This is a genomic window from Bacteroides mediterraneensis (assembly GCF_025993685.1).
Lineage (GTDB): Bacteria > Bacteroidota > Bacteroidia > Bacteroidales > Bacteroidaceae > Phocaeicola > Phocaeicola mediterraneensis_A.
On the sequence record NZ_DAJPEN010000001.1, the window covers coordinates 1,614,947 to 1,641,351 of the forward strand.

Here is a 26,405-nt window from a genome sequence, read left to right on the forward strand (position 1 = left end):
TATGGTATTGTTATCCGTGGATTTCTCGAATCTCCATACCATTCTGGAGAGCCTTTACAATGAAATGATGCCCCTTTGTGAGGATATGCTGGACGTGGCCAAGGGACTTGCTGGACTCGGTGCCCTGTTCTATGTGGCCGTCCGTGTCTGGCAGTCGCTTGCCCGTGCCGAACCGATAGATGTGTATCCGCTTCTGCGCCCGTTTGCGATAGGCATCTGCATCATGCTTTTCCCGACCCTGGTACTCGGAACGATGAATACGGTGCTGAGCCCGATTGTGCAGGGAACCCACAAGATGCTTGAGGGGCAGACGATGGACATGCAGCAGTACCGTGAGCAGAAGGACAGGCTGGAACGTGAAGCCATGCTCCGCAATCCGGAAACGGCCTATCTGGTCAGCGATGAGGAGTTTGACCGTCAGCTGGACGAGCTCGGATGGTCGCCTGATGCCATGGCAACCCGCATGGGCATGTATATGGAAGTGGGCATGTACAATCTGGAAAAGAATATCCGGGACGCCTTCCGCAGTCTGCTGGAACTGCTTTTTGCCGCGGCATCCCTGCTTATAGATACGGTAAGGACCTTTTTTCTGGTTGTATTGTCCATCCTTGGTCCCATTGCCTTTGCCTTCAGTGTGTGGGACGGTTTCCAGTCCACGCTCAGCCAGTGGTTCACACGTTACATTTCCGTCTATCTGTGGCTTCCCGTGAGTGACCTTTTCAGCTGTATGCTGGCCAAGATTCAGGTACTTATGCTGCAGAACGACATCCTGGAGCTCCAGAACAATCCGAACTATTCGCTGGACAACTCCAATTCGGTATATGTGATCTTCATGCTGATAGGTATCATCGGATATTTTACCGTGCCGACCGTGGCCGGATGGATTGTGCAGGCAGGCGGTGCCGGAAACTACAACCGCAACATCAACCGTACCGCGACCAAGGCCGGAGGATTTGCAGCCGGTGCCGCAGGTTCCGGACTGGGAAATATCGGAGGGCGTCTGCGTGGAAAATAAACAGAACAGGAACATAAAAATCATGAAAACAGATGGAATTCAAATCACTGACCAATATTGAAAGCAGTTTCAGACGGATACGCCTGATGCTTGCGGTCTTTGTCGGATGCTGCACGCTTGTGACCGTCTTTGCCCTGTGGAACTCATACCGCTTTGCGGAGAAACAGCGTGAGAAAATTTATGTACTCGATGGTGGCAAGTCACTGATGCTTGCCCTTTCGCAGGATCTTTCACAGAACCGTCCGGCTGAAGCCAGGGAGCATGTAAGAAGGTTCCATGAGCTCTTTTTCGGGCTGTCGCCACAGAAGGATGCCATTGAGCACAATATCAACCGTGCCTTGCAGCTGGCGGACAAAAGCGCCTATCATTACTATGTGGATTTTGCCGAGAAAGGATATTACAACCGTCTCATTTCCGGCAATATCAACCAGGTGGTACGGGTAGACAGCGTGGTCTGCGACTTTTCCGGTTACCCTTACAGGGCCAGAACGTATGCCCGCCAGATGATTATCCGTGAGAGCAACGTGACGGAACGTTCGCTGGTGACTGACTGCCAGCTTCAGAATACCTCCCGTTCCGATGACAATCCCAACGGCTTTATCATCGAACATCTGACCATACTGGAAAACAAGGACATAAGGAGCGTAGAGCGATGAAAAGGAACCTGACGAGACAGGCGGACCTTCAACTCAGGAGGTTCTGCCACAGACTTACCGTTAAACAGCGCAAGGCCGTTCTTTGGATACTGTTTGTCCCGTTTGCCGCCGCATGTGTCTATACGGCATGCAGACCGTTTATAGGCAGTAAGAACAGGGAATCCGGAATGGAATTTATGGAAAAGGATTCACTCCGTATGGAGTTCATTCAATCTATTGTAAGAAATGGAGAAAGAAAAAGTCAAGAAAGTAATGGAACGGCTGATGAAACCGTTCAGGCTCCGGTTCTCAAAGGACAGGAAGCCGCTGAGTGAAGAACAGAAACGCAAACGCGCCAGATTTGTTGTGTATCCTCTGATGTTCCTGCTGTGTCTGGGAAGTTTCTATCTGATATTCTCATCTTCCGGGCAGGAACGGGAGCGGCAGGATAAAGGACAGGGATTCAATACGGAAATCCCTTCTCCCGAGGACAGCCGCCTGGAAGGAAACAAGAAAGATGCCTATGAGAAGGCTCTGATGGAACAGGAAAGCAGGAAAAGGAAGACATTCTTTGAAGCTGCGGAGTCCATGTTTGCCAAAGAGGAACGGAAAGACAGTATCCACCTTCCCGATAACATTCCACCGGAGAGACAAACAAACATGGAAACTGAAATAGAAGGAGGTAGTGCCGGACCGATCAGTTCCTCGGCCGGAGCCTACCGTGAGATGAACCGTACGCTGGGAAGCATTTATGAACCGCGGGCCGATCCGGAAAAGGAAAGGCTTCTGGAAAGGATTGAGGAACTGGAGCGTATGCAGCAACAGCAGCAGAAGCAGGAGCCACTGTCAGGCATGGAGGAAAAGATGGCCCTGATGGAAAAATCCTACGAACTGGCCGCCAAATACAATAACCGTCAGGCTGTGGAGACTCCTTCTCCTGTCAGAAAAGCGGAAGACAAAAAAGCCATGCCGGTGAAACAGGTCCACAATGAGGTGGTATCCTCGCTTTCCAGACCCATGAGCGACGAAGAGTTCATATCCGCCTTTTCGGGAGAACGCAATGCCGGTTTCAATACGGCTGTCGGCCGGAAGACAGTAACCGAAGGCAATACCATTGCTGCCTGTGTACACGGAACACAGACCGTATCCGACGGACAGGCTTTGCGCCTGCGGCTTACCGAGCCCATGTCCGTTGCCGGACGTTTCGTACCGAAAGGGACTGTACTGGTAGGTGGCACACGCATACAGGGTGAACGGCTGGAAATTATGGTCAATGCCGTGGAATACAAGGGAACTATCCTGCCGGTGGAACTGGAAGTCTATGATCTGGACGGACAGCAGGGAATCCTGGTGCCGGGTTCACTGGAATATGACGCTGCCAGGGAGATTGCCGCCAACATGGGAACCTCGATGAACAGCAGCATCAACATTTCCACCGATGCCGGGGCGCAGATTGCCTCAGATCTGGGAAAAGGTGTGATACAGGGCGTTTCCCAGTACATATCCAAACGGATGCGTACGGTAAAGATTACTTTGAAGGCCGGACACCGGGTACTGCTCCATTCACCGGAGAGATGAAATACAGGAAACTATGAAAGAAAAGACAACCATTAAACAAAAGCACATGAAGAAGATTCTGATGATGTTTGCCCTTTTACTGGGCGTATCGGCTGCCTGGGCGCAGCAGAGTAGCGGTGATTATTATGAGGGGCTGACCCGCAAGATCGGTTTCAGCCAGATGATTCCGCCGCACGGACTGGAAATAACGTATGACAAGACTGTCCATGTCATTTTCCCTGCTCCGGTCAAGTATGTGGATCTTGGTTCTACAAACCTGATAGCCGGCAAGGCCGACGGTGCCGAGAATGTAATCCGAGTAAAGGCCACGACACGCAATTTCAGGGAGGAGACCAATATGTCTGTAATAACCGAAGACGGGAACTTCTATACATTCAACGTGAAGTATGCCGATGAGCCGCTGCTGCTGAATGTGGAGATGTGTGATTTCATCCATGACGGAGAATCGATGAACCGTCCCAACAATGTCATGGAAATCTATCTGACCGAGCTGGATAACGAATCCCCCCGTCTGGTACGTCTTATCATGAAATCCGTGTATGAGAATGACAAACGCCGTATCCGTCATATCGGCTGCAAGCGTTTCGGTATCCAGTATCTGCTCAAAGGGCTGTACACTCATAATGACCTGCTTTATTTCCATACCCAGGTAAAGAACTCCTCGAATGTGCCCTTTGACGTGGATTTCATTACGTTCAAGGTGGTGGACAAAAAGGTGATGAAGCGTACGGCCATGCAGGAGCAGGTGATTTATCCGCTGCGTGCCTATAATTATGTGACACGTGTAAACGGCAGGGATTCGGAATGTACGGTATTTGCCCTTCCCAAGTTTACGATACCGGACGACAAGAAACTGGTTGTGGAGATGTATGAGAAACAGGGCGGCCGTTACCAGAGTTTTGAGGTGGTCAACGAAGACCTGGTGCGTGCGGAAACCATAAATGAGCTGAAGGTACGATGAGAACGAAAGTATTGTATATGCTGGCATTGCTGCTTGTCCTTTCCGTAGGACAGGCAGATGCCCAGCGGATTCTGCCAAGGATGCAGGGTGTGGAAATGCGTGGAGGTATGGCTTCCGATAACGGATACTATATGGGAATGACACTTTCAAGCTATGCCAAAGGCGGGAATAAATGGGTATATGGAGCGGAATACCTGCACATGAAGCACGGTTACCGTCATGTGACCATCCCTTCTGCGCAATTTACGGCAGAAGGCGGATATTACCTGAATTTCCTTTCCGATGCGGGAAAAGTGTTCTTCCTCAATCTGGGAGGATCGGCACTGGCCGGATATGAGACGGTAAACTGGTCCGATAAAAAGCTCTATGACGGGGCCACCCTGAAAAACGGCGATGCCTTTGTGTACGGCTGTGCCCTGACGCTGGAGATGGAACTGTACCTTGCCGACCGTGTGGCATTGACGGCTTCCTTGCGTGAGCGTTTCCTGTGGGGCGGAAGTCTCGGACATTGCCATACCCAGTATGGAATCGGCATTCGTTTTATGATAAATTAGTGGGTTATGGAACTGGAACAGATTAGACAGATTTCCCTTGTAGGTTTTCTTGAAGGTATGGGGCATGTACCGGTATCCCGTAAAGGAAATGATGTCTGGTTCAGATCCCCTTTCAGAAATGAGAGAACCGCATCCTTCAAGGTGGATACGCAGCGGAATGTCTGGTTTGATTTTGGCCTCGGAAAGGGAGGTGACATCTTCCATCTTGCCGGAGAACTGACCGGAAGTACCGGTTTCATGGAACAGCTGGAGTTCCTTTCAGGGAAATCCGGCATCCTTCCCCTCCGGCCTTTACAGGAACGTAAGAAGATACCCCGCGTTTCCAGATTCGAGGACGTGAAAGTGACGGAACTGAGTCATGAGGCTTTGAAAGCTTATCTGAAAGAGAGAGGAATTGATCCGGCCATAGCCGGGAGATTCTGCAAGGAAGTGGCATACGGAATACGGGGCAAACGGTATTTTGCCATAGGCTTCATGAACCGGAGCGGCGGTTATGAACTCCGTAACCCGATGTTCAAGGGATGCATCTCTCCCAAGGACATTTCCTGTGTGTCCCTGTCCGGAAAGAAACAGGATACGTGCTGTGTGTTTGAAGGGTTTGTGGATTTCCTTTCGGCATTGGTATTGCGGACTGTGACGGACGAGGACTGCCTGGTGCTGAACTCTGTATCCAATCTGGAACGGTCGTATGCCGTTCTGGAGGGTTACGGCAAAATCCGGTGCTTTCTTGACCGTGACCGGGCCGGGATTACCTCACTGGAGACTTTGAACATACATTTCGGGAATAAGGTTATGGACTGTTCCGGTCTGTATGATGGATTTAAGGACTTGAATGAATATCTGACAAAAACAAAGGAAAACAAATGAAGACAGAAAAGAATATAAGAAAAGGATTTGGGCTGACAGGCAAGATAGCCATGTTCTGCATATGTCTGGTCAGTCTTGTACTGACCTCGTGTGAATCCGAGCTGGAAATCCAGCAGAGTTATCCGTTTACCGTGGAAACAATGCCAGTTCCCAAGGAACTGAACAAGAATGAGACGGCGGAAATACGATGTGAACTCAAAAGTGACGGCGATTTTGACGGAACGGTCTATACGATCCGTTATTTCCAGTATGACGGGGAAGGTTCCCTGAAACTGGACAACGGTCTTGAATTCAAGCCGAATGACCGTTATCTGCTGGAGAACCGGAAGTTCAGGCTGTATTATACTTCACTATGTGACGAGGCGCAGAACTTCATTGTTGTTGTCGAAGACAATTGGGGAAACATGACAGAAATGGAATTTGACTTCAACGATGCAGGTGATGAAGAAACAGGTACTGTGGAAGATTCATTGTCAGTTCAGGAAGGAGGTGCCCTATAATAACCGTTAGACTTCTAAGGTCAGTACTGCCATTGGTGGTACTGGCCATGACGGTAACTTCTTTGCGTGCACAGGAGAATGTGGAAGACTCACGTTGGGAAACGGCTGTCAGGTGTATCAAGAAATATGAAGGATGGCATGGTCCGGAACATCATCCGTATGTTGCATACGGTCACCGTATCAGAAAAGGGGAAAAGTTTCCCGCCAGACTGACAGAAAGTGAGGGAGACAGTATTCTGAGAAAGGATCTGAAAGAAATGTGTGCATTGTTCCGTCATCTGGGAAAGGATTCGCTTTTGGTTGCATGTCTGGCATACCAGGTGGGACCATATAAGTTGCTCGGTTATGGCAGGATGTCCAAAAGCACGTTGATAAGGAAACTGGAAGCCGGTAACCGGGACATTTATGTGGACTTCATACAATATTGTCACTATAAGGGAAAGAAAATTCCGTCAATTGAAAGGAGAAGAAAAGAAGAATACAACCTGCTTTATATACGTTAATGGAATACTGTTTGCAATGAATGCTTTCTATAGGCACTATAGTTTTAGGCCTTGACCAAACCTTTAAACCAAGACTTTGGTTTATTATATAATTATTTCTTATGATATAATAATTCTCTCCACGTTATCCGACAGATATTCTGTAAAAATTGGATATTTTAAGAAATTATTCTTCATAATTGATCTATGTGTTTTTGTTTAAAAGAACACTAATCTCTTTATCTCTACTATGCTAACATTCTTTTTATATTAAAGATTTATATTCCAATCTAGATATGAAGTTTTAGAGGAAGTCATATAAAAAATAAAATAAGTAATTAAATAAAAGAGTATGATTTATAGGACAATCACACTCTTTATTTAATGTAAGATTTTCATGCAGTAAGCAAAATAAATTTAAGTCACCAATTAAACCAGCGCTGAATGATATTTTTCCTTTTCTTCTTTCTCTTTGGACGATTTCTCATCTCATTGTCAGTAACTGTGATAACACAATTATTCCGAATAAAATAGTGAGACTTACATTCCAGATTCCAATTGCCAATAGAAGGATTCAAAGAAATAGTTTCTCCGTCAAAAATAAGTTTCCAGCCATTTGGAGAAATTGGTGTAACAACTTCTTTTCCACATCCGCAAGCGCATTTATGTATTGCAACACAATGCTCTATAGAAATATATAATATTCCTTCTTCTAAATTTTCAGGGATATGTTCGATAAATTTATGTTTCAAATATTTCATCTGCTACAAAATTAGAGTCATTTGTACTATAAGTAAAATTATGGAATTGCTTAATAGCATGATAAAAACCGCTATATTTTTTCCATTCTATCACTGCTAAATTTGCATTGAGAGCATTCAAATCTGCAATCTGAATATTCGTGGCATACTCATTATCTTCATTATTACCCATTGGAATTCGCCTGGTAACGTGATCCTTCTTTTCAGGAGTAACTAAAGTAACTCTTAGTGATCCTATCAGAAAATCATCAACGGTTTGAACTCCTATTCCAACATCAATAAGAGGAATATCATTCTGCTGTAATTCCTTTACTATCATAGCTCTAGCCGCATCATTGTCTATACACAAAAAAACAAATGACATATTAAGCAGTTGATAAACATTGTCTTTCGTTATTTTTTCCGCATGCGGTTTTATTCCTTTGTGCATATTAGAGTATATTGATGAAAAATAATGCACTTTTTTGGGTGCGTCATCAAAAATTGCTTTATTTGGTGCTCCCGGTGCTCGAAAAGCATTATGTTGACAGAAATTATCGTCATCATATAAATTTATTTCAGACACAGGAGTTTTTGCAATTAAATCCAATATATAAGAACCTGTACCTCCTAAGCCAATAATTGCTATCTTCTGATTAGCTAATTTATTGTTGATATTACAGATGTTTGCTCTTGTAGCATTAGAATCTATGTATTGGAAAACAGAATTTTCTTCATTATTAATGACTTTAAATGTTTTGGCCGTAACATTTTTATCTAACGATATAGCGGGAGAGGATATAATTTCAATATATCTGACTATTTGCTCATAATAGTTATTATAATCATCTTTGGGCTTATTAGAAAAAGAAAAATTCATTATTATATTATCAAATAATGGTCTATTAGGAGATGAATGCCTAATTGCAGATATCTCAGAACCGTCTTGATAACAAGGGTATTCTCCCATAAAATTAATAACATGTTTACTGCGATGTTTTTGGTAAGTGACAGTATCATTATTAATATTTAGAGCGACAATCAATTTTCCATATTTGATTTCTCTACTCTTATTTACATAGGGTATGTGGTGGGTTATTAGATACCCACCTTTTACCTCTATTTCATACCCTTCATCTATTAACCGTTTTAGGTCTTGATTATGATCGATTAGTCTCTGTGACATTGAAGTTCATTTTATTGGTTACAAATACACTATCTCCTTTGGTCATTGAACCGTTCGGATTTTGTTTTGGTCCACCGGAATAGGTTACAGTATAGGCAATAGATTCAAAATTTGGATTAGGAAAAGCAAGTTTTACAACCTCTTCATAGGTGATTTTACGTTTCTGCCAGTTTTTTTCTCTACTGTTTACATATATGATAAAGCGAAGTGGACGAGGCTTGGAGATAAACTTTTCAACTCCAGGACGGGCCAAGTCAACGATTTCATCATCCGTAATAAAATCATCTTTCCAACCTTCAGGTAGGTCAAGATAAATTTCATCTTCTGCAGGTATATTACCTAATTGTCGAATTTGAATCCCTCTAATATATTGTTTATACCATGTATAAGGAGTATCATTAATAGTAAAATGTAGTTTCTTTTTAACAAAGAAGTATTCCGTTTCTGGTCTCGCCAAATTAACGGTTTTCTCGTTTTCGATTAACTCATCTTCATAAGGTTTACTAATAGATAGAAACAATTCTGTATCCGAAGGAATACCTGCAATTTGTTTCAATTCAGCACCAGTAATATACTGGTTACAAGTTTGATACTCTTTACCCTCAACTACGAATTTCAAAGGGATTCTTTCATTGGATGCTTCGGGCATCTGTTTGTAGTTTTTATCCATAAAAAAATATAATGAGGTTTCTTTTGTTATTATCCTGATTCCTTTAAAAGTACGAAACCTCTCTAATACTTCTTGAAATCGTTGCAAATATAAACTAAAAATCTAAATCTACCAAGCAAATCTAAAAATAATTATCAAGAATATAGCAATGCTTATTATTTCAAATGTTTTTCTTATCTTTGCAGCAGAAATTTAAAAATATGATGTTTATGAAGTCATTAGGTAATAAATTAAAGGAGTTAAGGGAAATACATCGATTTACGCTTAGGCAAGTGGAAGAAGCGACTGGTATATCCAATGCTTATCTTAGTCAACTAGAAAATGATAAAATAGCCAAGCCATCAGCTAATGTATTGTATAAGTTGTCTAATATATATAATGTAGAACTAGATACTTTGCTTGCAGCTGCGGGAATAATAGAAAAAAAATCTTCTTCAAATAAATTATTAAATTCAGTTGCTCTTTCTTCAGACTCTCCATTAACCAAGGAAGAAGAAGAAGCATTATTAGATTACCTTCGATTTATTCGTCAAAAGCAAAAATAATGTGTGCGATTCAATCAATAAAAGACATAGAGAAAATTTCATTAGAAATATTGAAGGATAGTAAGAGTTTGGATGTTTTCCCAACTCCTATTGACAGGATAGTTTCATATGTTGATTTAAAAGTTTCGTCTAATATTGACATCTCGCAAATTCATGAAGGATATAAATCCAAATACCCAGATGCTTTACTTAGAGCATTGAGTAAGGTGCGTGGTTTGTTAGATCGAAAAGAGAAAAAAGTATATCTTGATTTAACTCAATTAGATAGCCGTAAGAATTTTGTTAAGTTACATGAAGTTGGACATGATGTGTTGCCATGGCAGCAAAGGTGCTTTGATGTCTTAGATGATGATGATGAAAGTTTAAAGTTAGATACTCGTGAAGAATTTGAGGCAGAAGCTAATTTTTTCGCTTCAGTTACCTTGTTTCAGCATGATAGATTTACATCTGCAATTAGTAAATATCCTTTAGATATTGACACTCCAATTCAGTTATCTACTTTTTTTGGTGCATCCATTCATGCTACTTTAAGAAGATATGTTGAATACTCTAACAATAGGTGTGCGCTATTAGTTTTAGAAAAACCATCAAAGTGTGGGGCGTTACTTAGAAATCAATTCCAATCTCCTAGCTTTACTAGTACTTTTGGAGAGATGAATATTCCTAATGTATTAGATTATTTTGCTTGGCCTTTTGTGCAAGATTATATTCGAAAACAAAACCATATTAAAGATGGAACATTTTCGTTTTTTACCTCTAATGGCTTAACTCAATTTACATATCATTTTTTTAACAATAGTTACAATGCTTTTGTTCTCATTTTTCCTGATGGGGAAAGGAATATTGTAAAAAGTAGTTATTTCCTAAACTAAAGGATTACTATCTCTTTTACCAATGATATATATACTAAGGTATTTCCACACTACTGTCTCGTGGAAGTGTATGGGTTTTCTTTGGAATGACTGAAATATAGTTAATTATGCGTTTTTGAAATAGGATGTTTTTTGTAGTAGGATGCAAATAGCTACTATGTTTCATGATGAATACGTATTTTATCAACTAACCGTTTTTTTGAACAGAATTTAGTTCAATAACTATGTTCTCAAGTATGATATTAACTGCAATGTGAAGCATTTCACTTGTTGGAGTCAGATGCTCGCAATGTGTTTGGGTGACTGAATAATCGTAAGAACCTATGAGACTTGATCGTTGCTTTTGAGTTCATAGGATTAAATTTTTAGTGTTATATCTTATCTGATTATTCGGGTTGATAAATGACAAAGCCCGATTCCGCAGGTGACGGAATCAGGCCTGTTGTATTCGGTTTTAGGTTTTAATTCTGGTTATATGAAAGCAGGAAATCGGCCATTGCTCCGTTCTGTGGAATCATGGCAGGAAAATCAGTCTTTCCAGGCTTGTAGATTTCTGTCGCTACATTATATGAGTAGTAAATCATTATGTGAAGTATTTATTTGTACATTTATTAAATATGCTGATAACTAACTTCTTGACTCTTTAAGACAAACAGATTACTATACATAATATTTAGAATGATTTTAGCCACTGCAAAAGATCCTTATCTTTTTCCCATAAGGGTTCAACATCAGGAGCTACATTTTTATAAGCTTTTTGTATTGCTTCACGTTTTTGCTTGGAGTCCGCACGAGCATAGACCTCCGTCGTTTGAATCGAAACATGTCCCAATATATCACGTATATAAACAAGATTTACACCCGCTTGTAAGAGATGCATAGCTTTAGAGTGTCGCAAAGAATGACAACTGACAATTTCAGGTATTATATCAGGATTAACTTTTCTGGCCATTGTTACGTATTTTTTAAGAATGTATGTAATTCCTCCTCTGGTTAGTTTCTCCTTTCGATTATTCATAAATAAGGGATAAGGTCTCCAGGTTTTCTCCGTCAGCCGATTTTCTTTCATGTATACAGATAAAACGTTCAACTGGCTCTCAGTCATTGGAACTGTTCTAATTTTATTTCCTTTTCCACATACATTGATATAAAACGGTTTATCCAAATGAACATCTTCTACCTTCAGATCAGCCATCTCTTGCACTCGGGCTCCAATATCATACATTAAAGATAGTAAAGCCAAGTCTCGTCGGCCATTTATACTGTGTTTATTGGGCATGGAGAGAAGGAGCGATATTCCTTCAATAGTCAAATAATTGATTTTTCCTTTTGTATGCTTTTTATTTCTTATACTCAGAATACGTTGAAATTCATATAGGTTATCAGGGTACTGGTATTGTACGTACTTTATGAAAGAATGTATTGCAGCGAGCCTGTTGTTCCTTGTCTGAATGCTGCATTTTCTTTCTTTTTCTAACCAGTCAAGAAATTCAATCACCATATTTTGAGTGATCATGGGAAAATCAAATCTGTCAATTTTTATATTCTTATGTTCTGATATGTACGAGATGAATTGAACAAAAGTATCACGATAGGATTTTATTGTATTATGACTGAATCCACGTTCATTAACCATGTATACTGTCAGAAATTCGGATAAATATTTTGCAAAATTTGTTGTTTTCATACTATTTATTATTCTGTTTTATTGTCATCAATGGAAGGAAAAACATCTGTATATATTGTATCAATAGTATATACAAGATCTGGATACATTTCTTTGGTAAGACGGACATATTTATTCGTGGCTTCTAAGGATTGATGTCCCAGATAAGTTGAAAGAATCGGTAATGAACAGTAAATATCCATTCCGTTTTCCAGCATATGAACTAAAGATCTGACAGCAAATGTATGCCTAAAATCATGTACTCTTGGTCCATAATGATTCCCTTTGAATGGTATTCCCGCTTTGTGTAATATCCTTTTAAAACAGACATATATATCGCCTGGTTCAAGACTTCGACCCCGTGCAGAAAGGAAGAAGTGAGATGTTGAGGGACTGGGGTTTAGCCTTACCCGGTGTATACGATATTGGGTTAGAATAGTTGCTAAAGAATCCGAAAACGGAACGAGACGCTCTTTCCCATTCTTTGAGTCTCTAATTATAAGCATTTTATTTTGCAAATTGACCTCCGTATCCAAAAGTTCAAGGGCTTCTCCTATTCTCAGTCCTGTACATAATAAAAAGCGTAACAAGGCAGGCATTACAAACATAACAGAATCTCTTCTTATGGGCATACATACTTGATTATCACATACAGAGAAAATCTGTTCTAGTTCTTTCGAGCTGTAAATATGTGGGATAAAGTATGTTTTATAAGGAGGAACATGACATATTGAACAAGGTCTATCTTGTTGTCTTAAGTACAAAGCAAACTGATTGAATACAACACTTCTTTTATAGCGGTAGCTTTCGGTTTCATTAGGTCTCTTTACCGCCCATGCCCGAGCTAACTCAATCCCGAGTGAAGTTTCCGTTTCACCACGTTCAATTGTCAGTTTGTCAAATAGTACAAGCATTTTCTCGGCTGTTACATACTTGAACCCACATTGGCGTTTGAACTGTACAAACTCTTCCAGTAGGTCCTTATAGACCCCATTAAATATTATTTTCCTCATGATGTTACCATTTAAACTGTTCATAAAATGAATTTCTTAATTCTGGAGCATCCAATGCGCAAAGTTTTAAAGATTTTGTATCAATACGTAAATAGAACATTGTTGATCCGCTATTAGTATGTCCCAATACCTCTGAGATTACAGGCATTGTAGTTAAACTTTCCAACATTCTGGATGATAACGAATGACGCAAGGCATGTGGCCCATGTTTCCTGTCTAGAATGCTAATTCCAGCTCGTTTGAAAGCCTTCATTGTTATCCGATACACTCTGAGTGGCTTAAGAGGCTCATAAGGAGGTATGCTAGTTAGAATTATGAATGGAGAATCGGACTCGGGACGACCATATTTTAAATAGTCAATTATGGCATTTCCAATCTCCGGAAGCAAGGGTAGTTCAACTGGATGTCCTGTTTTGACTTGTATAAGTCTTATAATATTCTCTTCCCAAAAGATATTGGAAAATTTAAGATTACGTATATCGGAACTTCTTAATGCCAATCTTGCAGCCAACAGTAAACATAAATAATTCCTTTTGCCGACTGGATTGCCTCTGTCTATTGTATTTAGAACTTTTGTTATTTCTTCTGTTGAGTATACAGAAGGTAGTTTGGGCTGTTGGACAAACTTGGGTGAAGGTATGTTTATCGTAATATCTGTTTCCATTAATTTATTACGGAACAACCATTTTAGAAAAACTGTTGTATAATAGACACTTTGATAGAGCATGCTTTTATATTCACTGTCTAACTGATTTATATATTGTATTACATGTTCTTTTTTAAGTTCATACACATGTCTGACATTTTGAGAATTTAGATAATCTAAAAATCTTGAAAGATTGGTTTTGTAGATTCTAATCGTAGTTTGACTTACATGTTGAGTTTCTTTCTCAGAAATAAGATCCAGCATTTTTGCACCAATCGGTCCTGAGAAATCGAATGTTTGACATCGTTCTTTAAGTTTACCATTAAGAACGAATTCCTTCAATATTTTGAACGAATTCAAAGCCGACCGTAGATCAGTCGCTGATAGAGTTACAGATAGGAGGTATTGACTTATCAATTTTCTAACAGAATTTATGGATTGAAAATCAACGCTCAAACCTTCTTTCTGCGCATAATCATATAGGCGTTGCCAGTTCTTATTATGCGATTTTAGTGTTTTGGATGTGGAACCTCGTTTCTCCAGATAGCTGGAGAGTTGTTCAGTAATCTTCCATCCTTGAATTTTAATATTTTTATTCATATCTGCTCTTATTGGGGGATGTTATCCCAATATAGAGCTAAAATACAAAATAGTTATGTACAGTAATTTTTCTACATGCCTTTTTTATTATCTGATTATCATTGTGTTATAATAATTTCAAAGATGGTACTTCACATAATGATTTACTACTCATATAATGTATTATGTACAGCTGTACATAATACATTGTAGACATCCCACGCTGTAATGCGTGGCTGTTCAAGTGAGAGTTTGAGCAGTTCTTCCGTAAACACGGAAATCTGTCCCTGGTTGAGCGGATAGGTGTCCACCTGTGATGCCAGTCTTTTGTCTGCACTGTCATGGGATACACGCAGAGCCGTCAGCATACCGATGATCATGTATAATTCACCGGATGTCAACACCCTTTCCTTGAGCCTTTGGATTCGGCTTCTGTCCGCATCCATGTCACGCTCAAAATTCCGCATCCAGTCATCCACCTTCCCAAACAGTTCCTCGGTAGTCACCTTGTCCTTGCCGTAGTTGGCAACGCTTCGTTCGGGTGAAAGGATACACTGGTTGTGGCAGATACGTACACAGGGACCTATTGCCGCCTGGATACCGTCCTGATGGTAGGCTACTACGAGTGTGGTTGTCAGTTCATCGGTATCCCCGTTCAGAATACGGATGGTGGTGAAGATTCTGCGCAGTACATGTGCCTCTACCGCCTTCTCTCCATAGGTCTGTTCCACCTGCGGCAGAATGACCACTCCGGGCTGTGTCCGGTTCTTGTTCTGGGCGGCGAAGATTTCCTCCACCTCATAGTTCAGGTTGTGACGGCGGCAGATGTCCGTCATGCGCTGGATGACCTGGTAGTGGTAGATACCCCTGACCGGATTGCCGTAGATGTCGTTCTCCTTGTAGGTACGCTGGAGTGTTTCAAGGTCCATTACTTCGATTCCGTTGTTCTGGAAATCAAACTGTCTCTGATTGTTCAATGTTGCTAAAGCTTCCATAATTATATTTTTTAAATGGTTGGTAATTATTTGTCCAATAGGTTGATGATACGGACTGCCTCTTTGAAGCGTCCGATATTTTCCGGAAGAGGATTCCTGTATTCCTCTTCCTTCATGCGTCTTATAGAAGGTATTCCCGTCAAGGGCAGGGCCTGGTTGACTTTCCATCCGTCGGTGAATGCCTTCGGCTGGAGACTGTCATGACAGATCACTTCCCCGACACATCCGTGGACGAGCATGTTGCATACGGTCATCATGCAGCAGGTCCGGCTGATGTCTTCTCCGACCAGATAGTTTCCCGGATTGTGCGCATGGTATGCCAGCAGGAGCCTTCCGCTGCCGCATGTAGGGTCTCCCATTCTCTGTCCGGTCTCTTTTTTACCTGCCGCGCACATGACCATGAGTTCACAGATATGTGACGGTGTAAAGAACTGTCCGTTTGCCTGCTGTCCCGATTTTGAGCAGTAGGCCATGTGGAGTTCACCGAAAGCGTCGAACCAGCCCGACCTGCCGATTTGTTTCTGCATGATACGTGTCCATTCGGCTGTCATTTCCATGAACGAGGCGTTTTGCTGACGCTTGTATTTCCAGTTGCTTATTGGCGGTGCTCCCGGAGAGAAGCCGTGGATGATGAAACGCAGCAGGTCGTTGAATACGGTCTGTATTTCATAGCCGCATGAGGAGGCAAAGCCTGTGATGAGCCTGTCGAGCGGTCTGACTTCGTTGGAGATTTCATATCGTGCCATATTCCTTTATTTTATAATTGGTTATAGACTGTCGTTGATTCTGTATACTGTTACAGTATGGTTTTCATTGTCCGTGTGGATTCTGACCGGACCGTATCCCATGAATTTCATGCGGATTTGTCCGTGCTGTCCCATACCGTTCCACTGCTCACGTGATATTTCCTTAATGTCCATGCGGTATCCCCAAAGTACAAGAGAGTCAGGCAGGATTCCCTTGTAGAGTCTGCCTTTCAGGATTGCGGCCAGCTCGTCCATCTCGCTCCGGCTGTACAGCGTGAATGAATCGCTGCGGAAGGTGTATTCGCCTGTCCTTTCCCTGTCCCGGTGTTTCATGATATGATAGCGGTACCAGTTACGGGTGGTGTAACCGTCATACAACGGATTCGGTTCTCTGTATTCCCATTTCCTGACCGGAGCATCGAACCTTAGACTGCCCGTATTGCTGCGTTTCCCGAATCCCCATGTCCTGAATATGCGGATTTCAGTACCTGCGGGTTTCATGTTCCGGATATTGACCTGCGTCCAGGGACTTCCGGTGGTATCATAGGTGGCTTTTCCCATGTCATCGAAACAGAATACCGTTTCCGGTATCAGGCATATATCCGCATATTTTCCTGTTATCCGTTCTATATGAGCTTTTCCGAAATAATCACCAGAACGTGAGACAAATTCCACGCAGTCTCCTTCTGTCGGGCACATCTGTCTGCTTCGGACATTCTCCATCAGTTCCAGCATACGGTTCACTTTCCGTACTTCCTTTTCTGTAATGGGATACCCGAAGTCACCGTTTTCCAGTTCAAGACTGTCAAGGTCATATCGTATCTTTGTATTCATACTGTTCTCCTCCTGTTTTGTGTATAGCGTTCAACCTGTCGGGTGATCATATCACAGAATTTCTGGCCGTTTTCTTCCTCACCCCTGAAATAGGCGGCCATCATCAGCAGGTTCTTGTTGTAATAATGCACCCATTTGTCATGGAAATGTGCGCCGGGAACCTGTCCGAATGTTTCCTGAAACAGTTCCAGGGTCAGATCCTCGTCCTGTCTCCTGTTGTATTCCCATATTGCCAGAAGCAGCATGTCATTGTAATTCAGTCTCATATTGCGTTGGTATTTGAAATGGCCATTATGATGTTGCAGTAACCGATTTCCCGGACATTCTCCTTCAGCTTTCCGTTGTTTACCAGTCTGTCGTATGCCTCATGCACAAACCTGTATGCAGGTGAATCATATCCGATACCGTGCAGATGTGATGTCGTCGCCACATTTATCCGTGATGCCATCATGGAAAGTATGTCCTCTTTCCCTGCCCGGCGGTTGCTGAAGGCATCCAGTATATTCCTGTGGATGCACATTCCGTATCTGGCACGGTAATATTCCATTTCTTCTTCATCGGTGAAGGAATACACCTCTTCCGCTATCGTATCCTTTACAAGACGGAATGTACGGCCTCCTTTTTTCAGTATGGCTGTAATCTGTGGAATATGCAGTGTTTCACAGTAGCCGCTTATTTCCATCGGATGCACGTACAGGCGTGTCTTTCCTTTTACAAGATACATGGCCTGTGATGTACAGCCGGTTATGTCCGTGTCGAATCCCTCTCCATGAAATTTCTCTTTTATTTCCTTGTAGAATGCGTCCGTTTTCTCATGGGAAAGACCTTTTCCCCATTCATATCTGCTTTCCAGACTGAAAAGCAGATGGAAGAGGGTTGTCCGTCCGGTCTTGCTTTCCCAGTAGCCGTAAAGGTCAGTCGTGCCAGATTTCGGTCCGAACCTGTATCCGTCCGGAGTATAGCTTTCCATCACTTCCAGGAGTGAGTTCATGAAATTTTCCGATTCTTCCGAATTCCACCATTCTGACGTATCGTCATCCATGGCATAAGCCGGTATATGGTTCATAACCTGCAGGTATTCCGGAGTTTCTTTCAGAATGTCCAGCATCCTTGTGACGGCTTCCTTCCTTTGTCTGATGGAGAACAGTTCTGTTCCGGTATCCGCGTGAAGCCTGTTCTGTGTCTTCTGGTCTGTAATCATGACTTCTGATATTTATTGTTATACATTGTCTGCCTGTAAGGTACAGGCATTCTTATTTCTTGTTGTCCCTGTTGTCTGTTTGCCCGCATCCCTGCAAGGCTTGGCGGAAAAAAATACCGGAGCGAAGCGAGGATGATTTTTTCCCGCCAACCAGCCCGGCAGGGCCGCCTTGCGGGAGTTGCGCGGCAAACAGCTATTTTTGCAGCAAGAAATGAGGATGCTGTCATCATGTCTCCGGCATAAAAAAAGGGAACCCCACATTGCATGAGGCTCCCCAATACAGACTGTCGCATATATGTCAGGTATGTATGCTCCATCCGTGGAAACGTTCCATGATGACGGCAAAGGACTCGTCCGGATTTCCATGATACAGCAGTCCTCCGACAATGCCTGTATTCCCGTCCGGATAACGTTCGCAGAATCCGAACGAATACGGCGCATGGTCGTAATAGAGTTCGATTTCGCATGGACGGTTCTCGTTCTTCTCCCATTGCTTGAGACGTTCAAGACAGTTTTCCAGTGTCTTGTCATTGATGGATTTTGCATACTGTACGACCTTGTCGTAATGCTCTTGTGAACAGCAGATTTTCATATCGTTTGAATTTATTGGTTGGTAAATGTTTTTTTCAGTCAATCCAGAAAGTACCGCAATGAGGGCATTTGCATCCGGCAGGATACTCATTCGAATACCGCACGTCACGGTGGCGTTTGTAGTTCATGTCACCGAAGGTGCATTTCCCGCTTCGGAATGTCTGCTCGTAAGCGGCTTCCTGTTTCTTGTATTCAGCCATCCGGCTTTTTCGGACAGATCCGGTAAAAGGTATCATGCCCGTTTCCCATTTTGTGGAATCACACCAGTCATTGGTCATGCCGCAGACTTCATTGGCATAGGAATAGTGTGCTTGTGAATCGACAAACAGGTTCTCCCTTCGGAAAGGAAAAGTGATATCCAGCGGAATCCGTACATGATGTCCGGAACCGTTCCGGCTGTCGGCAATGGCCACCACTACATTCCCGTGGAAACGGATGCTTTTGAAATCGTTCTCAGGGTCTTTGCTAATGAGCCTGTCAAACATGGCGTTGAAGTAGATGCGCAGTTCTCCGCCGTATGTGGCATTCTCTACCAGTTCTTCAATCTTCTCGTCAAACTGCCCCTTTTTCAGATGCAGTGCGCGACGTACCTTATGGCAGGCTATGGCGACTGATTCTCCCCGCAGTGAACAACCGGTCAGATATCCGCTGATTTCCACTCCGAGCGAATAGAAGAAATTAGTGACGGACGAGTTGCGTATCAGATCCTTTACCGGGTCGGAATCGTTCCGGTCGTAGATAAGTTCCCTGATTTCATCTTCATGCTCTTCAAACTCTCCGGCTAAATTGTCCGTTTCCATATTCTTTCTTGTCTCCTCTAGATAGTCGTGCATGTTTGAACTTTCCTGTTCCTCATACCATTCGTATGCCTTTTCATAGAGTTTTTCCATATTGTTGGAACGGATGCATTCCTCCTGGATGTCTTCATGCTCATCAAGGTCATCCCGGTAGTCCACGTAGTAGAGGCTTACATACTGTGGAATATAGTTTGTAAGTTGTAATGTCTGGTTCATGATTCCTGATTTTAAGAGTTATACAAACGAAAAAGCCCTGCTTGTCGTACAGGGCTTGATTCTTGTGGAACTGAAACCTTTGGAATGTCTGTTTATATGGTATCTCCATGTCTCAAGCAGATAATCCTTGGTTCCTTTGATACTTCCGTGTACCATACATCCTTTTTCATCATACAGGTAGCAGGTGTTAAGGAGAACCGGTATGCCGTCATGCACCTTGTACATGTGCAGCTCAATATCATTCTTTATGGCGGCAGACTTTTCCTTTTCCACTTTTCTGTGTATGGCTTTTCTGACCTCGCCGATATGAGGAGAGGTATAGCCGATTATTTCCGAATGGAATGCAAACTGATATTTTTCCATAACACTTTGTCCGTATTAAAATTCTGATATAAGTTCATCTTCATATACCTCCAGTTCAAGACCGCTCTCGACAATCCTGACCAGCCAGCGGCATTCCAGTCTTTCCATCAGTTCGACGGCACGGTATCCCTTATAGGGACGTCTCAGAAATACAATGTCTCCGGTTTTCATATTTGTTCCTCCTTTTTATTGTGCGTAGATTGTTTCTATCAGTTCTGCATCCGTAAGATAGCGCAGTTCCTGTGTGGAGCAGAACAGGCAGATTCCATCCAACAGTTCATTTGCCGAAGCATCCAGGTTCCGTACTCCTTCGATCAGAGATTCTTCCAGTTCCTTGCTTGAAACAAGATATATTCCGTGAATGTCTTGAACAGTTCTCAAAGGGAAATGTCTTTCCTGATAGATGATGTCCTTTATCATGTCATCCTGTGGTGGCAGTTTGGCGCTGATTGTCTTGAACTGTTCGGGTGCGAGTTCCTTCAACCTGTCAGGGTTGAAGCGGAACATTCTGAATCCCTGATATTCAAATCCGGCAGGCTCCGCTATTCTGTTACTGGTCAGGAAATCATGCACATGTCTGTTGCAGTCCCGGTTGTCCACATAGGCATGGAACGGGGGAAGGGAATTGAGGTTGACGGTGATGTCCGTGTAGGATTCCCAGCATTCCAGATTATCTTTAGACCGGGATTCAAGTCCTACATACAGATTGTCATTGTCGATATAACTGTTCAGGACGAGTCTGACCTCAATGCGTTCAGCCGGTTCTGTGGCTGTTTTCCAGTATAGAGTGTTCGATTTGTTCATACTTGTATTGTTTTTATGAGGGAATGCGGCAGTTATTCTACCGCATTCCCCGAATGTTATGATTTGATATTTGTTATATCCTGTGCGGACTCCTTTTTCACGGTTCTCAATCTTTTTAGGAGATACAGGAAATATTCACGGTCATAGATCCGGAAAAGAAATTCCTCTGATGTCTCCTTGATGTGTCCGATGAAAGTTGCGGATTCCCTGCCGGGAGGATATTGAAAGAAATGTCCGTCGGAAACAAGGGTGAGCATCTTTCCTGATACATGGTCTATCAGTTCGTCCGGAGTTGCGTAATGTCCTTTCCCTTTATAGAACTGATAATGGTTCCGGCGAAGACTTTTCAGGGTATTCGCCATGTCCGTCCTTGCTTGTCTGGAATCTGATTGGATGACAAGGTTGCAGATGAATACGGACTGTTTTCCGTCCAGTGAAAAATAATAGGGAATGAGTCTGGTCCCGCTGATTGTTTTGCTTGTTTCTTCTTTTGAGATCACGGCTTTCCGGTTGATGATTTCCATGTGACAGTCTATCTGACTGTCCAGTTCGGATTGCGGAGTAAGTACGGAGCGCAGGCCCTTGAAATATCTTCCTTGACGCGTGAAGCAGAAAGAGTACATATTTCCGTAATACGCTTCTCCCACAAAAAACGAGTTTTGTCTCATGCGCAAGGGGGGCAGTACATCCAGCAGGTCATAGTAATCTTCTTCGGTGATTTCCTTGAACGGCTCGGACAGGGACTGATTGTATAGCCGCAGCTTCTTGTCTATATCAGAAGGGGTTACGGCTTTCAGATAGGGATTGTTTTCCCGTATGCGCAGTTCTTCTATTGTTTCCCCACCATAGTCATTGTGGAATCCGTCACTCATACTTGTCAGGCATGTTCCGTCGAAGTAGCGGGAATCGATTACATATTTCAATCGGTCTTTCATGTCTTATAGGTTTTGAAGGTTCAACACTCTTTTGACTGCATATACGGCATTCTGTGTAAGTTGCCGTTGCCATGCCTGGTATCTCGGCGACCATTTGAAACCGTATGATTTCAGTTCCTTGCGCCTCTGGTCATCCGGAATACTGTCAAACAGGATTTGCAGGCGGTCTGCCTCATAGTTCCATATCAGCGTTCCGCCTTCAAATTTCAGTTCACGGTTTTCCCGTTCTCTGATTTCCTGAAGTTTCAGTCTGGCCTGGCGTGCCATTTCCGGCAGTTGGAAGAAACGGTTCCGCGGAGTGATAACCGGTTTCTTGCATTGCGCATTGAAATCTGTAATGAAGTCCACCGCTTTCTGTACGATTTCCACTTCTCCTTTTCCTGCATAGGTGCTTACCTTATTAAGGATACTGCTGACAAACAAGGCACGGCTGTATCCTCTTGCTTTACCGGTATCAATATCATGAATGGTCTGTGCGCTGCTTGCAATGTCACGCTTCAGGCGGTTCCATGCCTCTTCCTGCTTCTGTTCTTCCGGTTTGGCAGCCTCTTTCATCCTTTCCATGGCTGCCTTGAAGCGGTTACGCCAGTCATGAAATTCATCAAATCTGTTCTGGTATGCATCCAAGGCCTTGTTGTTGCGCTGGCAGTTGAATTTGGCAGGCCCTGTCACCATCGGACTGGCACATCGTGAGAGACTGCCCAGCAAGGCAGAGAACTTGCTATGGTATGCACTGACATACTCGTAATGCTTTTCTTCCGGAATTTGTTTCAGATCCTCTACAAGTTGTTTTTCATATTGCATGATGTCTGTTTCCGCCCTTGCTTCAGGTTCGAAGGAACTCCATCTGTATGCGTTGTATGCAGCATCAAGCAGGTCCTCCAGATAGCCGGGATACAGGAATTCCACAGCTTCCCATTTTTCAAATTCATTTGGATGAAGTTCTGTTTCCCCGTCTGCCGTTTCGATGGTGTGTACATAGGAGCCCATTCCCGTACAGCGTTTACGGAAATGAAAAAGGACGGCTTCTTCATCCGTCCCTTGTTCTCTGATTTTCTTCACTCGGTAAGCATTCTTTCTTGTCAACGTGATAACCGTCTGTTTTTCGATCTTGTCCTTCATGAGGTCTGCTACTGTACCTTCACATACCTTCTTTCCAACTTCTTCAGTCATATTCTTTTATTTAAATTAGACATGACCGGCTCCGTGGAGCCAGTATTTCAATTTCTTACTGGCCCGGCTGTTCTTTGCCAATGACCGGTGCAAGGCTTGGCGGAAAAAAATACCGGAGCGAAGCGAGGATGATTTTTTTCCAGCCAACCAGCCCGATAGGGACGCCTTGCACAGTCAGTGGCAAAGGGCGATCTTTGCTGTAAGAAATGAAATAATGGAATTGATTTGTTTTTTGTATATCTAATAATATAACTATTGATAATCACGATTTAAACTATAGATTAGATTTTTTTGTTGAATCTAAAATAGTGAAATTCAATTTTTAATAATAGGAATGAGTTATGTGTGAATTGATATGACTATGATAGAATTTTTAATCATATTGGGATAGCAAGAATTTTTGTAAGTCAGTCTTTTTTTAAATTATTTATAGTTATCTTTGGAACATAAATAAGAAGGAAAATGAATAGTGCAATTTTTTTTAATCATATTACTCCAAACGAATTAAATAAAAAAATATTAAAGTCTTTTGAAGATTATTCAAAGAAACATGATGACATTGTTATTTATCTCATAACAGCTCCTTTGGGAGAAAAAATTAACTATGAGTATGAAGAAAATGTCATTGTTGTGTTATCTCCAGGACACAAAATTATATTTTTAGATTTAGCTTGCAGAGCTGAGTTTGATGAATATTTTGATGATTTTATATCTGATTTAGGTGCTTTATCAAATAAATATAAGTATCAAAGCTATATTGGAAGACCACGTTTATGGAAAGAAGAATTACTACAAAAATGTCAAATCAAGGATGGTTCTATCAATATAGAAAGGTTATTTGCTGAGAATAAGATTTCTAAGGATTTAAAACGTAAAGGAGAGCTTATTATATCATTACTTACGGGTTGTATTAATGATATTGAAAAAATTGGAGTAGAACAACCATCTACATTATTAGAAAAGGTCAAAAATAAAATAATCTTGTTTGATGCAGAACAAACAAGATTTATTTATCGCGAATATGCTATAAAGAAAATAATCTCAGTACAAGGACTATCTGGAACAGGAAAAACTGAATTGTTATTGCATAAACTAAAAGACTTGTATACAAAAGACGAGGATACTAAGATATTTTTTACGTGCCATAATATTGCTTTAGCTAAAAAAATACGCCAGCGTATCCCTCCATTTTTTGATTTTATGAAAGTTGACAGGCAAATAAAATGGAATGAAAGATTATGGGTTACACACGCTTGGGGATCCCATAGTAATGAAAACTCTGGGTTGTATGCCTATATTTGTAACTTTTATGGAATAACCTTTTATAAATACAGTAATATTATTAATTATGAATTTATTTTTTCTAAAGCTTTAGAGAAAATAAACGAAATACCTCCAAAAGAGTTTAAACCTTGTTTTGATTATATCCTTGTTGATGAAAGTCAAGACTTTCCTGATGTTTTTTTTGATTTATGTAAAAAAATTGTAAAACATAAAGTGTATGCAGCTGGAGATGTCTTTCAAGATATTTTTGGTACAATTCAAAGTAAGCCTAGAGGTGTTGATATAATTCTAAATAGATGTTATAGAACTGATCCGCGCACTCTTATGTTTGCCCATAGTATTGGTTTAGGACTTTTTGAGAAAAACAAATTGAATTGGTTCGAAAATGAAGGTTGGGAACGCTTAGGGTATAAGGTTCAGGAAAATAAAAATGCAAAAACTCTAAGATTGTCACGTTATCCTATAAAACGATTTGATGATCTTGAAATTGATAGTAGTGTTATTATCGTTAATAATACAATGATAAGTAATGTATGTAATATTATCGAAAATCTACAAAAAGAAAATCCTGACATTCAACCAGATGATATTGCTATAATTCTTATTGATGATAATAAAGAAATTTACACATACATAGACAAGTTATGTTTAGCTATAAATAAAGTTTTTGGTTGGTCTGTTTCTAGAGGATATGAGAGTAAAGAAACCGTAGCTAATCATTTATATATAACGAATCCCAATAATGTGAAAGGATTGGAATTCCCTTATGTAATATGTATAACGCATAGAATTATGGATTCATATAGATATCGTAATACTCTATATACAATGTTGACTCGTTCATTTCTACAGTCTTTTTTATTGGTTACTCAAAATGATAAACTAGATGTTTTTTCAAGAGGTTTGAATATAATTAATTCAGATTTATATATTGAAACTTCTATTCCTACAGAAGAACAAAAAGATAAAATGAAACAAACATTACTCAAATATCAAGAAGAGGAAAGTAGTTTGTCTTATAAAGATTTTATTGAAGCTATATTTATTGAGCAGGGTATTGTTGATGAAAAAGTAAAAGAGGCTCTATTAACGGCTTTATCTAAAACAACATTTGACAGATTTGATAAAGAACAAACCGTTCAGTTTATAGATATTAATAAGAAGTTTTATTAATGAAGAGGCTTGATTATAAATTGGAAGGTGATTTACTAATAAAGGCTTTTCCGAAACATAGAATTGATGAAAGGAGGGAATTGCTAATAATTCTTTTAGAAGCGATAAGATATATATTTATTGCAGATAAAATAAAAGAGAAAGATAAAGCTACGGATAGGTTAGTTTTGTATATAGATGATATGCAGCGATTATTCTTTTTCTCCGAAAATAAATATTATTCTATAATGTTACCTTTTACTATGAAAATAGATAATGATGTTGTGACATTTTATTATTGTGGAATAAATATCGATGCGGAGTTAGTGTCAAATTTTATTAGCATATTAAACTCGGATTTATATAATTCACAATCTTGTTGGGATTTTATGACGCCAATTTATGAATTAGAAACCAAAAATGTAAATTTTTGGAAAATATTTAGCTACTTACTGAGTTGTGATTTAGGATATTTGAGATTTGATTATGATGAAAAAGGGTTTTTAGATGCTCAAAAACGAGGTATACCTCATATTCATCCTAAGCATCATCTTGATATAAATTTTTCCAACTCTTCAACTTTTAAGAGTGGATTAATAAAAAAAATTAGTCAGCAAGAATTTATTGATATTGTTGATAATAAGAAAAAACGTTGGTTTTTAAAAGATGAAAGATGATGTAAATTAAAATTATATCAATAAAAAAGTAAGAGGACTAATAGCCTTTCTTTATAAGAAATTGTTTAATATAAATATTATTACTACTAATAAAATAGGAGAAATTTGCTCAACATTTGGTAGCTCCT

General features: G+C 41.0%; 30 protein-coding genes and 2 pseudogenes. 13 read left to right on the top strand and 19 right to left on the bottom strand.

The features are described 5' to 3' along the window. Position 1: 1 nt before the first annotated feature. From traJ to OIM59_RS06705, 8 genes are all read left to right on the top strand, one after another. The gene (traJ, locus tag OIM59_RS06670) at positions 2-1,015 is read left to right on the top strand and encodes a conjugative transposon protein TraJ (protein ID WP_004294973.1); all 1,014 of its coding nucleotides are present in this window, start codon (positions 2-4) and stop codon (positions 1,013-1,015) included. Positions 1,016-1,047: 32 nt separating this feature from the next. Beyond that, positions 1,048-1,671, top strand: coding sequence for a conjugative transposon protein TraK (gene traK / locus OIM59_RS06675; RefSeq protein WP_004326315.1), 624 nt, complete (start codon positions 1,048-1,050; stop codon positions 1,669-1,671). A 252-nt stretch (positions 1,672-1,923) separates the two neighbouring features. Further along, a complete protein-coding gene (gene traM / locus OIM59_RS06680; protein WP_303898183.1) occupies positions 1,924-3,228 on the top strand; it encodes a conjugative transposon protein TraM in 1,305 nt (434 codons plus the stop codon). Between the two features lie 46 nt (positions 3,229-3,274). Next, on the top strand, positions 3,275-4,189 hold the full coding sequence (traN, locus tag OIM59_RS06685) for a conjugative transposon protein TraN (protein ID WP_303898185.1): 915 nt from the start codon (positions 3,275-3,277) through the stop codon (positions 4,187-4,189). Then, complete coding sequence (locus OIM59_RS06690; protein ID WP_117866308.1) at positions 4,186-4,743, top strand: conjugal transfer protein TraO; 558 nt, start codon at positions 4,186-4,188, stop codon at positions 4,741-4,743. The genes traN and OIM59_RS06690 overlap by 4 nt, the downstream gene beginning before the upstream one ends. 6 nt (positions 4,744-4,749) lie before the next feature. Beyond that, complete coding sequence (locus tag OIM59_RS06695) at positions 4,750-5,610, top strand: toprim domain-containing protein (RefSeq protein WP_303895826.1); 861 nt, start codon at positions 4,750-4,752, stop codon at positions 5,608-5,610. Continuing rightward, positions 5,607-6,110 carry a DUF3872 domain-containing protein gene (locus OIM59_RS06700; protein ID WP_303895828.1) on the top strand — a complete coding sequence of 168 codons (504 nt, stop codon included), beginning with the start codon at positions 5,607-5,609 and terminating at the stop codon, positions 6,108-6,110. Before OIM59_RS06695 ends, OIM59_RS06700 begins: the two co-directional genes overlap by 4 nt. A gap of 47 nt (positions 6,111-6,157) precedes the next feature. Next, on the top strand, positions 6,158-6,613 hold the full coding sequence (locus OIM59_RS06705) for a glycoside hydrolase (protein ID WP_303895830.1): 456 nt from the start codon (positions 6,158-6,160) through the stop codon (positions 6,611-6,613). A gap of 401 nt (positions 6,614-7,014) precedes the next feature. Here OIM59_RS06705 and OIM59_RS06710 read toward each other — a convergent pair whose 3' ends face one another. From OIM59_RS06710 to OIM59_RS06720, 3 genes are read right to left on the bottom strand one after another with little or no spacing between them, the layout of a single operon-like run. Continuing rightward, entirely contained in the window at positions 7,015-7,353 is a 339-nt protein-coding gene (locus tag OIM59_RS06710; protein ID WP_303895832.1) for a DUF6527 family protein, read from the bottom strand. Next, on the bottom strand, positions 7,334-8,518 hold the full coding sequence (locus OIM59_RS06715) for a ThiF family adenylyltransferase (RefSeq protein ID WP_303895834.1): 1,185 nt from the start codon (positions 8,516-8,518) through the stop codon (positions 7,334-7,336). Before OIM59_RS06715 ends, OIM59_RS06710 begins: the two co-directional genes overlap by 20 nt. Beyond that, the gene (locus OIM59_RS06720) at positions 8,493-9,188 is read right to left on the bottom strand and encodes a multiubiquitin domain-containing protein (RefSeq protein WP_195289114.1); all 696 of its coding nucleotides are present in this window, start codon (positions 9,186-9,188) and stop codon (positions 8,493-8,495) included. Before OIM59_RS06720 ends, OIM59_RS06715 begins: the two co-directional genes overlap by 26 nt. A 209-nt stretch (positions 9,189-9,397) precedes the next feature. On the opposite strand from OIM59_RS06720, the gene OIM59_RS06725 reads away from it, so the two are divergent. The 3 genes from OIM59_RS06725 (at position 9,398) to OIM59_RS06735 (ending at position 10,912) form a co-directional block, all read left to right on the top strand. Then, complete coding sequence (locus OIM59_RS06725) at positions 9,398-9,733, top strand: helix-turn-helix domain-containing protein (RefSeq protein WP_229079793.1); 336 nt, start codon at positions 9,398-9,400, stop codon at positions 9,731-9,733. Further along, positions 9,733-10,605, top strand: coding sequence for an ImmA/IrrE family metallo-endopeptidase (locus tag OIM59_RS06730; RefSeq protein WP_195289115.1), 873 nt, complete (start codon positions 9,733-9,735; stop codon positions 10,603-10,605). Before OIM59_RS06725 ends, OIM59_RS06730 begins: the two co-directional genes overlap by 1 nt. Before the next feature lie 253 nt (positions 10,606-10,858). Next, positions 10,859-10,912, top strand: coding sequence for a hypothetical protein (locus OIM59_RS06735; protein ID WP_303898187.1), 54 nt, complete (start codon positions 10,859-10,861; stop codon positions 10,910-10,912). 154 nt (positions 10,913-11,066) lie between these two features. On the opposite strand, the pseudogene OIM59_RS06740 reads toward OIM59_RS06735, so the two are convergent. The 16 genes and pseudogenes from OIM59_RS06740 to OIM59_RS06815 all read right to left on the bottom strand — a co-directional run. Then, positions 11,067-11,174 (bottom strand): annotated as a pseudogene (locus tag OIM59_RS06740) (DUF932 domain-containing protein); the annotation flags it as partial. Between the two features lie 104 nt (positions 11,175-11,278). Then, positions 11,279-12,292, bottom strand: a complete 1,014-nt coding sequence (locus tag OIM59_RS06745) for a site-specific integrase (RefSeq protein ID WP_087397479.1) — start codon at positions 12,290-12,292, stop codon at positions 11,279-11,281. Positions 12,293-12,300: 8 nt separating this feature from the next. Next, positions 12,301-13,308, bottom strand: a complete 1,008-nt coding sequence (locus OIM59_RS06750) for a tyrosine-type recombinase/integrase (protein ID WP_303894938.1) — start codon at positions 13,306-13,308, stop codon at positions 12,301-12,303. Further along, positions 13,289-14,530 (bottom strand): site-specific integrase, encoded by a 1,242-nt coding sequence (locus OIM59_RS06755; protein WP_303894935.1) that lies wholly within the window; start codon positions 14,528-14,530, stop codon positions 13,289-13,291. The genes OIM59_RS06750 and OIM59_RS06755 overlap by 20 nt, the downstream gene beginning before the upstream one ends. Before the next feature lie 182 nt (positions 14,531-14,712). Next, positions 14,713-15,504: pseudogene (locus OIM59_RS06760) on the bottom strand (DUF932 domain-containing protein); the annotation flags it as partial. Positions 15,505-15,530: 26 nt separating this feature from the next. Beyond that, positions 15,531-16,250 (bottom strand): N-6 DNA methylase, encoded by a 720-nt coding sequence (locus tag OIM59_RS06765; RefSeq protein ID WP_303895839.1) that lies wholly within the window; start codon positions 16,248-16,250, stop codon positions 15,531-15,533. Positions 16,251-16,271: 21 nt separating this feature from the next. After that, complete coding sequence (locus OIM59_RS06770) at positions 16,272-17,084, bottom strand: DUF4121 family protein (protein ID WP_303895841.1); 813 nt, start codon at positions 17,082-17,084, stop codon at positions 16,272-16,274. Next, complete coding sequence (locus tag OIM59_RS06775; protein ID WP_303895843.1) at positions 17,081-17,350, bottom strand: hypothetical protein; 270 nt, start codon at positions 17,348-17,350, stop codon at positions 17,081-17,083. The genes OIM59_RS06770 and OIM59_RS06775 overlap by 4 nt, the downstream gene beginning before the upstream one ends. Continuing rightward, entirely contained in the window at positions 17,347-18,285 is a 939-nt protein-coding gene (locus tag OIM59_RS06780) for a hypothetical protein (protein ID WP_303895845.1), read from the bottom strand. Before OIM59_RS06780 ends, OIM59_RS06775 begins: the two co-directional genes overlap by 4 nt. Before the next feature lie 298 nt (positions 18,286-18,583). Next, complete coding sequence (locus OIM59_RS06785; protein ID WP_117678447.1) at positions 18,584-18,877, bottom strand: DUF4120 family protein; 294 nt, start codon at positions 18,875-18,877, stop codon at positions 18,584-18,586. 34 nt (positions 18,878-18,911) lie between these two features. Beyond that, positions 18,912-19,889 (bottom strand): hypothetical protein, encoded by a 978-nt coding sequence (locus tag OIM59_RS06790; RefSeq protein ID WP_303895847.1) that lies wholly within the window; start codon positions 19,887-19,889, stop codon positions 18,912-18,914. A gap of 18 nt (positions 19,890-19,907) precedes the next feature. After that, entirely contained in the window at positions 19,908-20,252 is a 345-nt protein-coding gene (locus tag OIM59_RS06795; protein WP_303895849.1) for a hypothetical protein, read from the bottom strand. A 15-nt stretch (positions 20,253-20,267) separates the two neighbouring features. Continuing rightward, positions 20,268-20,423 (bottom strand): hypothetical protein, encoded by a 156-nt coding sequence (locus OIM59_RS06800; protein ID WP_004326287.1) that lies wholly within the window; start codon positions 20,421-20,423, stop codon positions 20,268-20,270. A gap of 15 nt (positions 20,424-20,438) precedes the next feature. Further along, entirely contained in the window at positions 20,439-21,056 is a 618-nt protein-coding gene (locus tag OIM59_RS06805) for a DUF4313 domain-containing protein (RefSeq protein WP_303895851.1), read from the bottom strand. Positions 21,057-21,112: 56 nt separating this feature from the next. After that, positions 21,113-21,991, bottom strand: coding sequence for a hypothetical protein (locus OIM59_RS06810; protein ID WP_303895853.1), 879 nt, complete (start codon positions 21,989-21,991; stop codon positions 21,113-21,115). A 3-nt stretch (positions 21,992-21,994) separates the two neighbouring features. Continuing rightward, positions 21,995-23,164: a hypothetical protein gene (locus tag OIM59_RS06815; RefSeq protein ID WP_303895855.1), complete on the bottom strand. Its 1,170-nt coding sequence runs from the start codon at positions 23,162-23,164 to the stop codon at positions 21,995-21,997. Positions 23,165-23,626: 462 nt separating this feature from the next. Here OIM59_RS06815 and OIM59_RS06820 point away from each other — a divergent pair, with 462 nt between their 5' ends. Both OIM59_RS06820 and OIM59_RS06825 read left to right on the top strand, forming a co-directional pair. Further along, positions 23,627-25,621: a DEAD/DEAH box helicase gene (locus tag OIM59_RS06820; protein ID WP_303895857.1), complete on the top strand. Its 1,995-nt coding sequence runs from the start codon at positions 23,627-23,629 to the stop codon at positions 25,619-25,621. Beyond that, positions 25,621-26,277 carry a hypothetical protein gene (locus tag OIM59_RS06825; RefSeq protein ID WP_303895859.1) on the top strand — a complete coding sequence of 219 codons (657 nt, stop codon included), beginning with the start codon at positions 25,621-25,623 and terminating at the stop codon, positions 26,275-26,277. The genes OIM59_RS06820 and OIM59_RS06825 overlap by 1 nt, the downstream gene beginning before the upstream one ends. Positions 26,278-26,405: the final 128 nt, after the last annotated feature.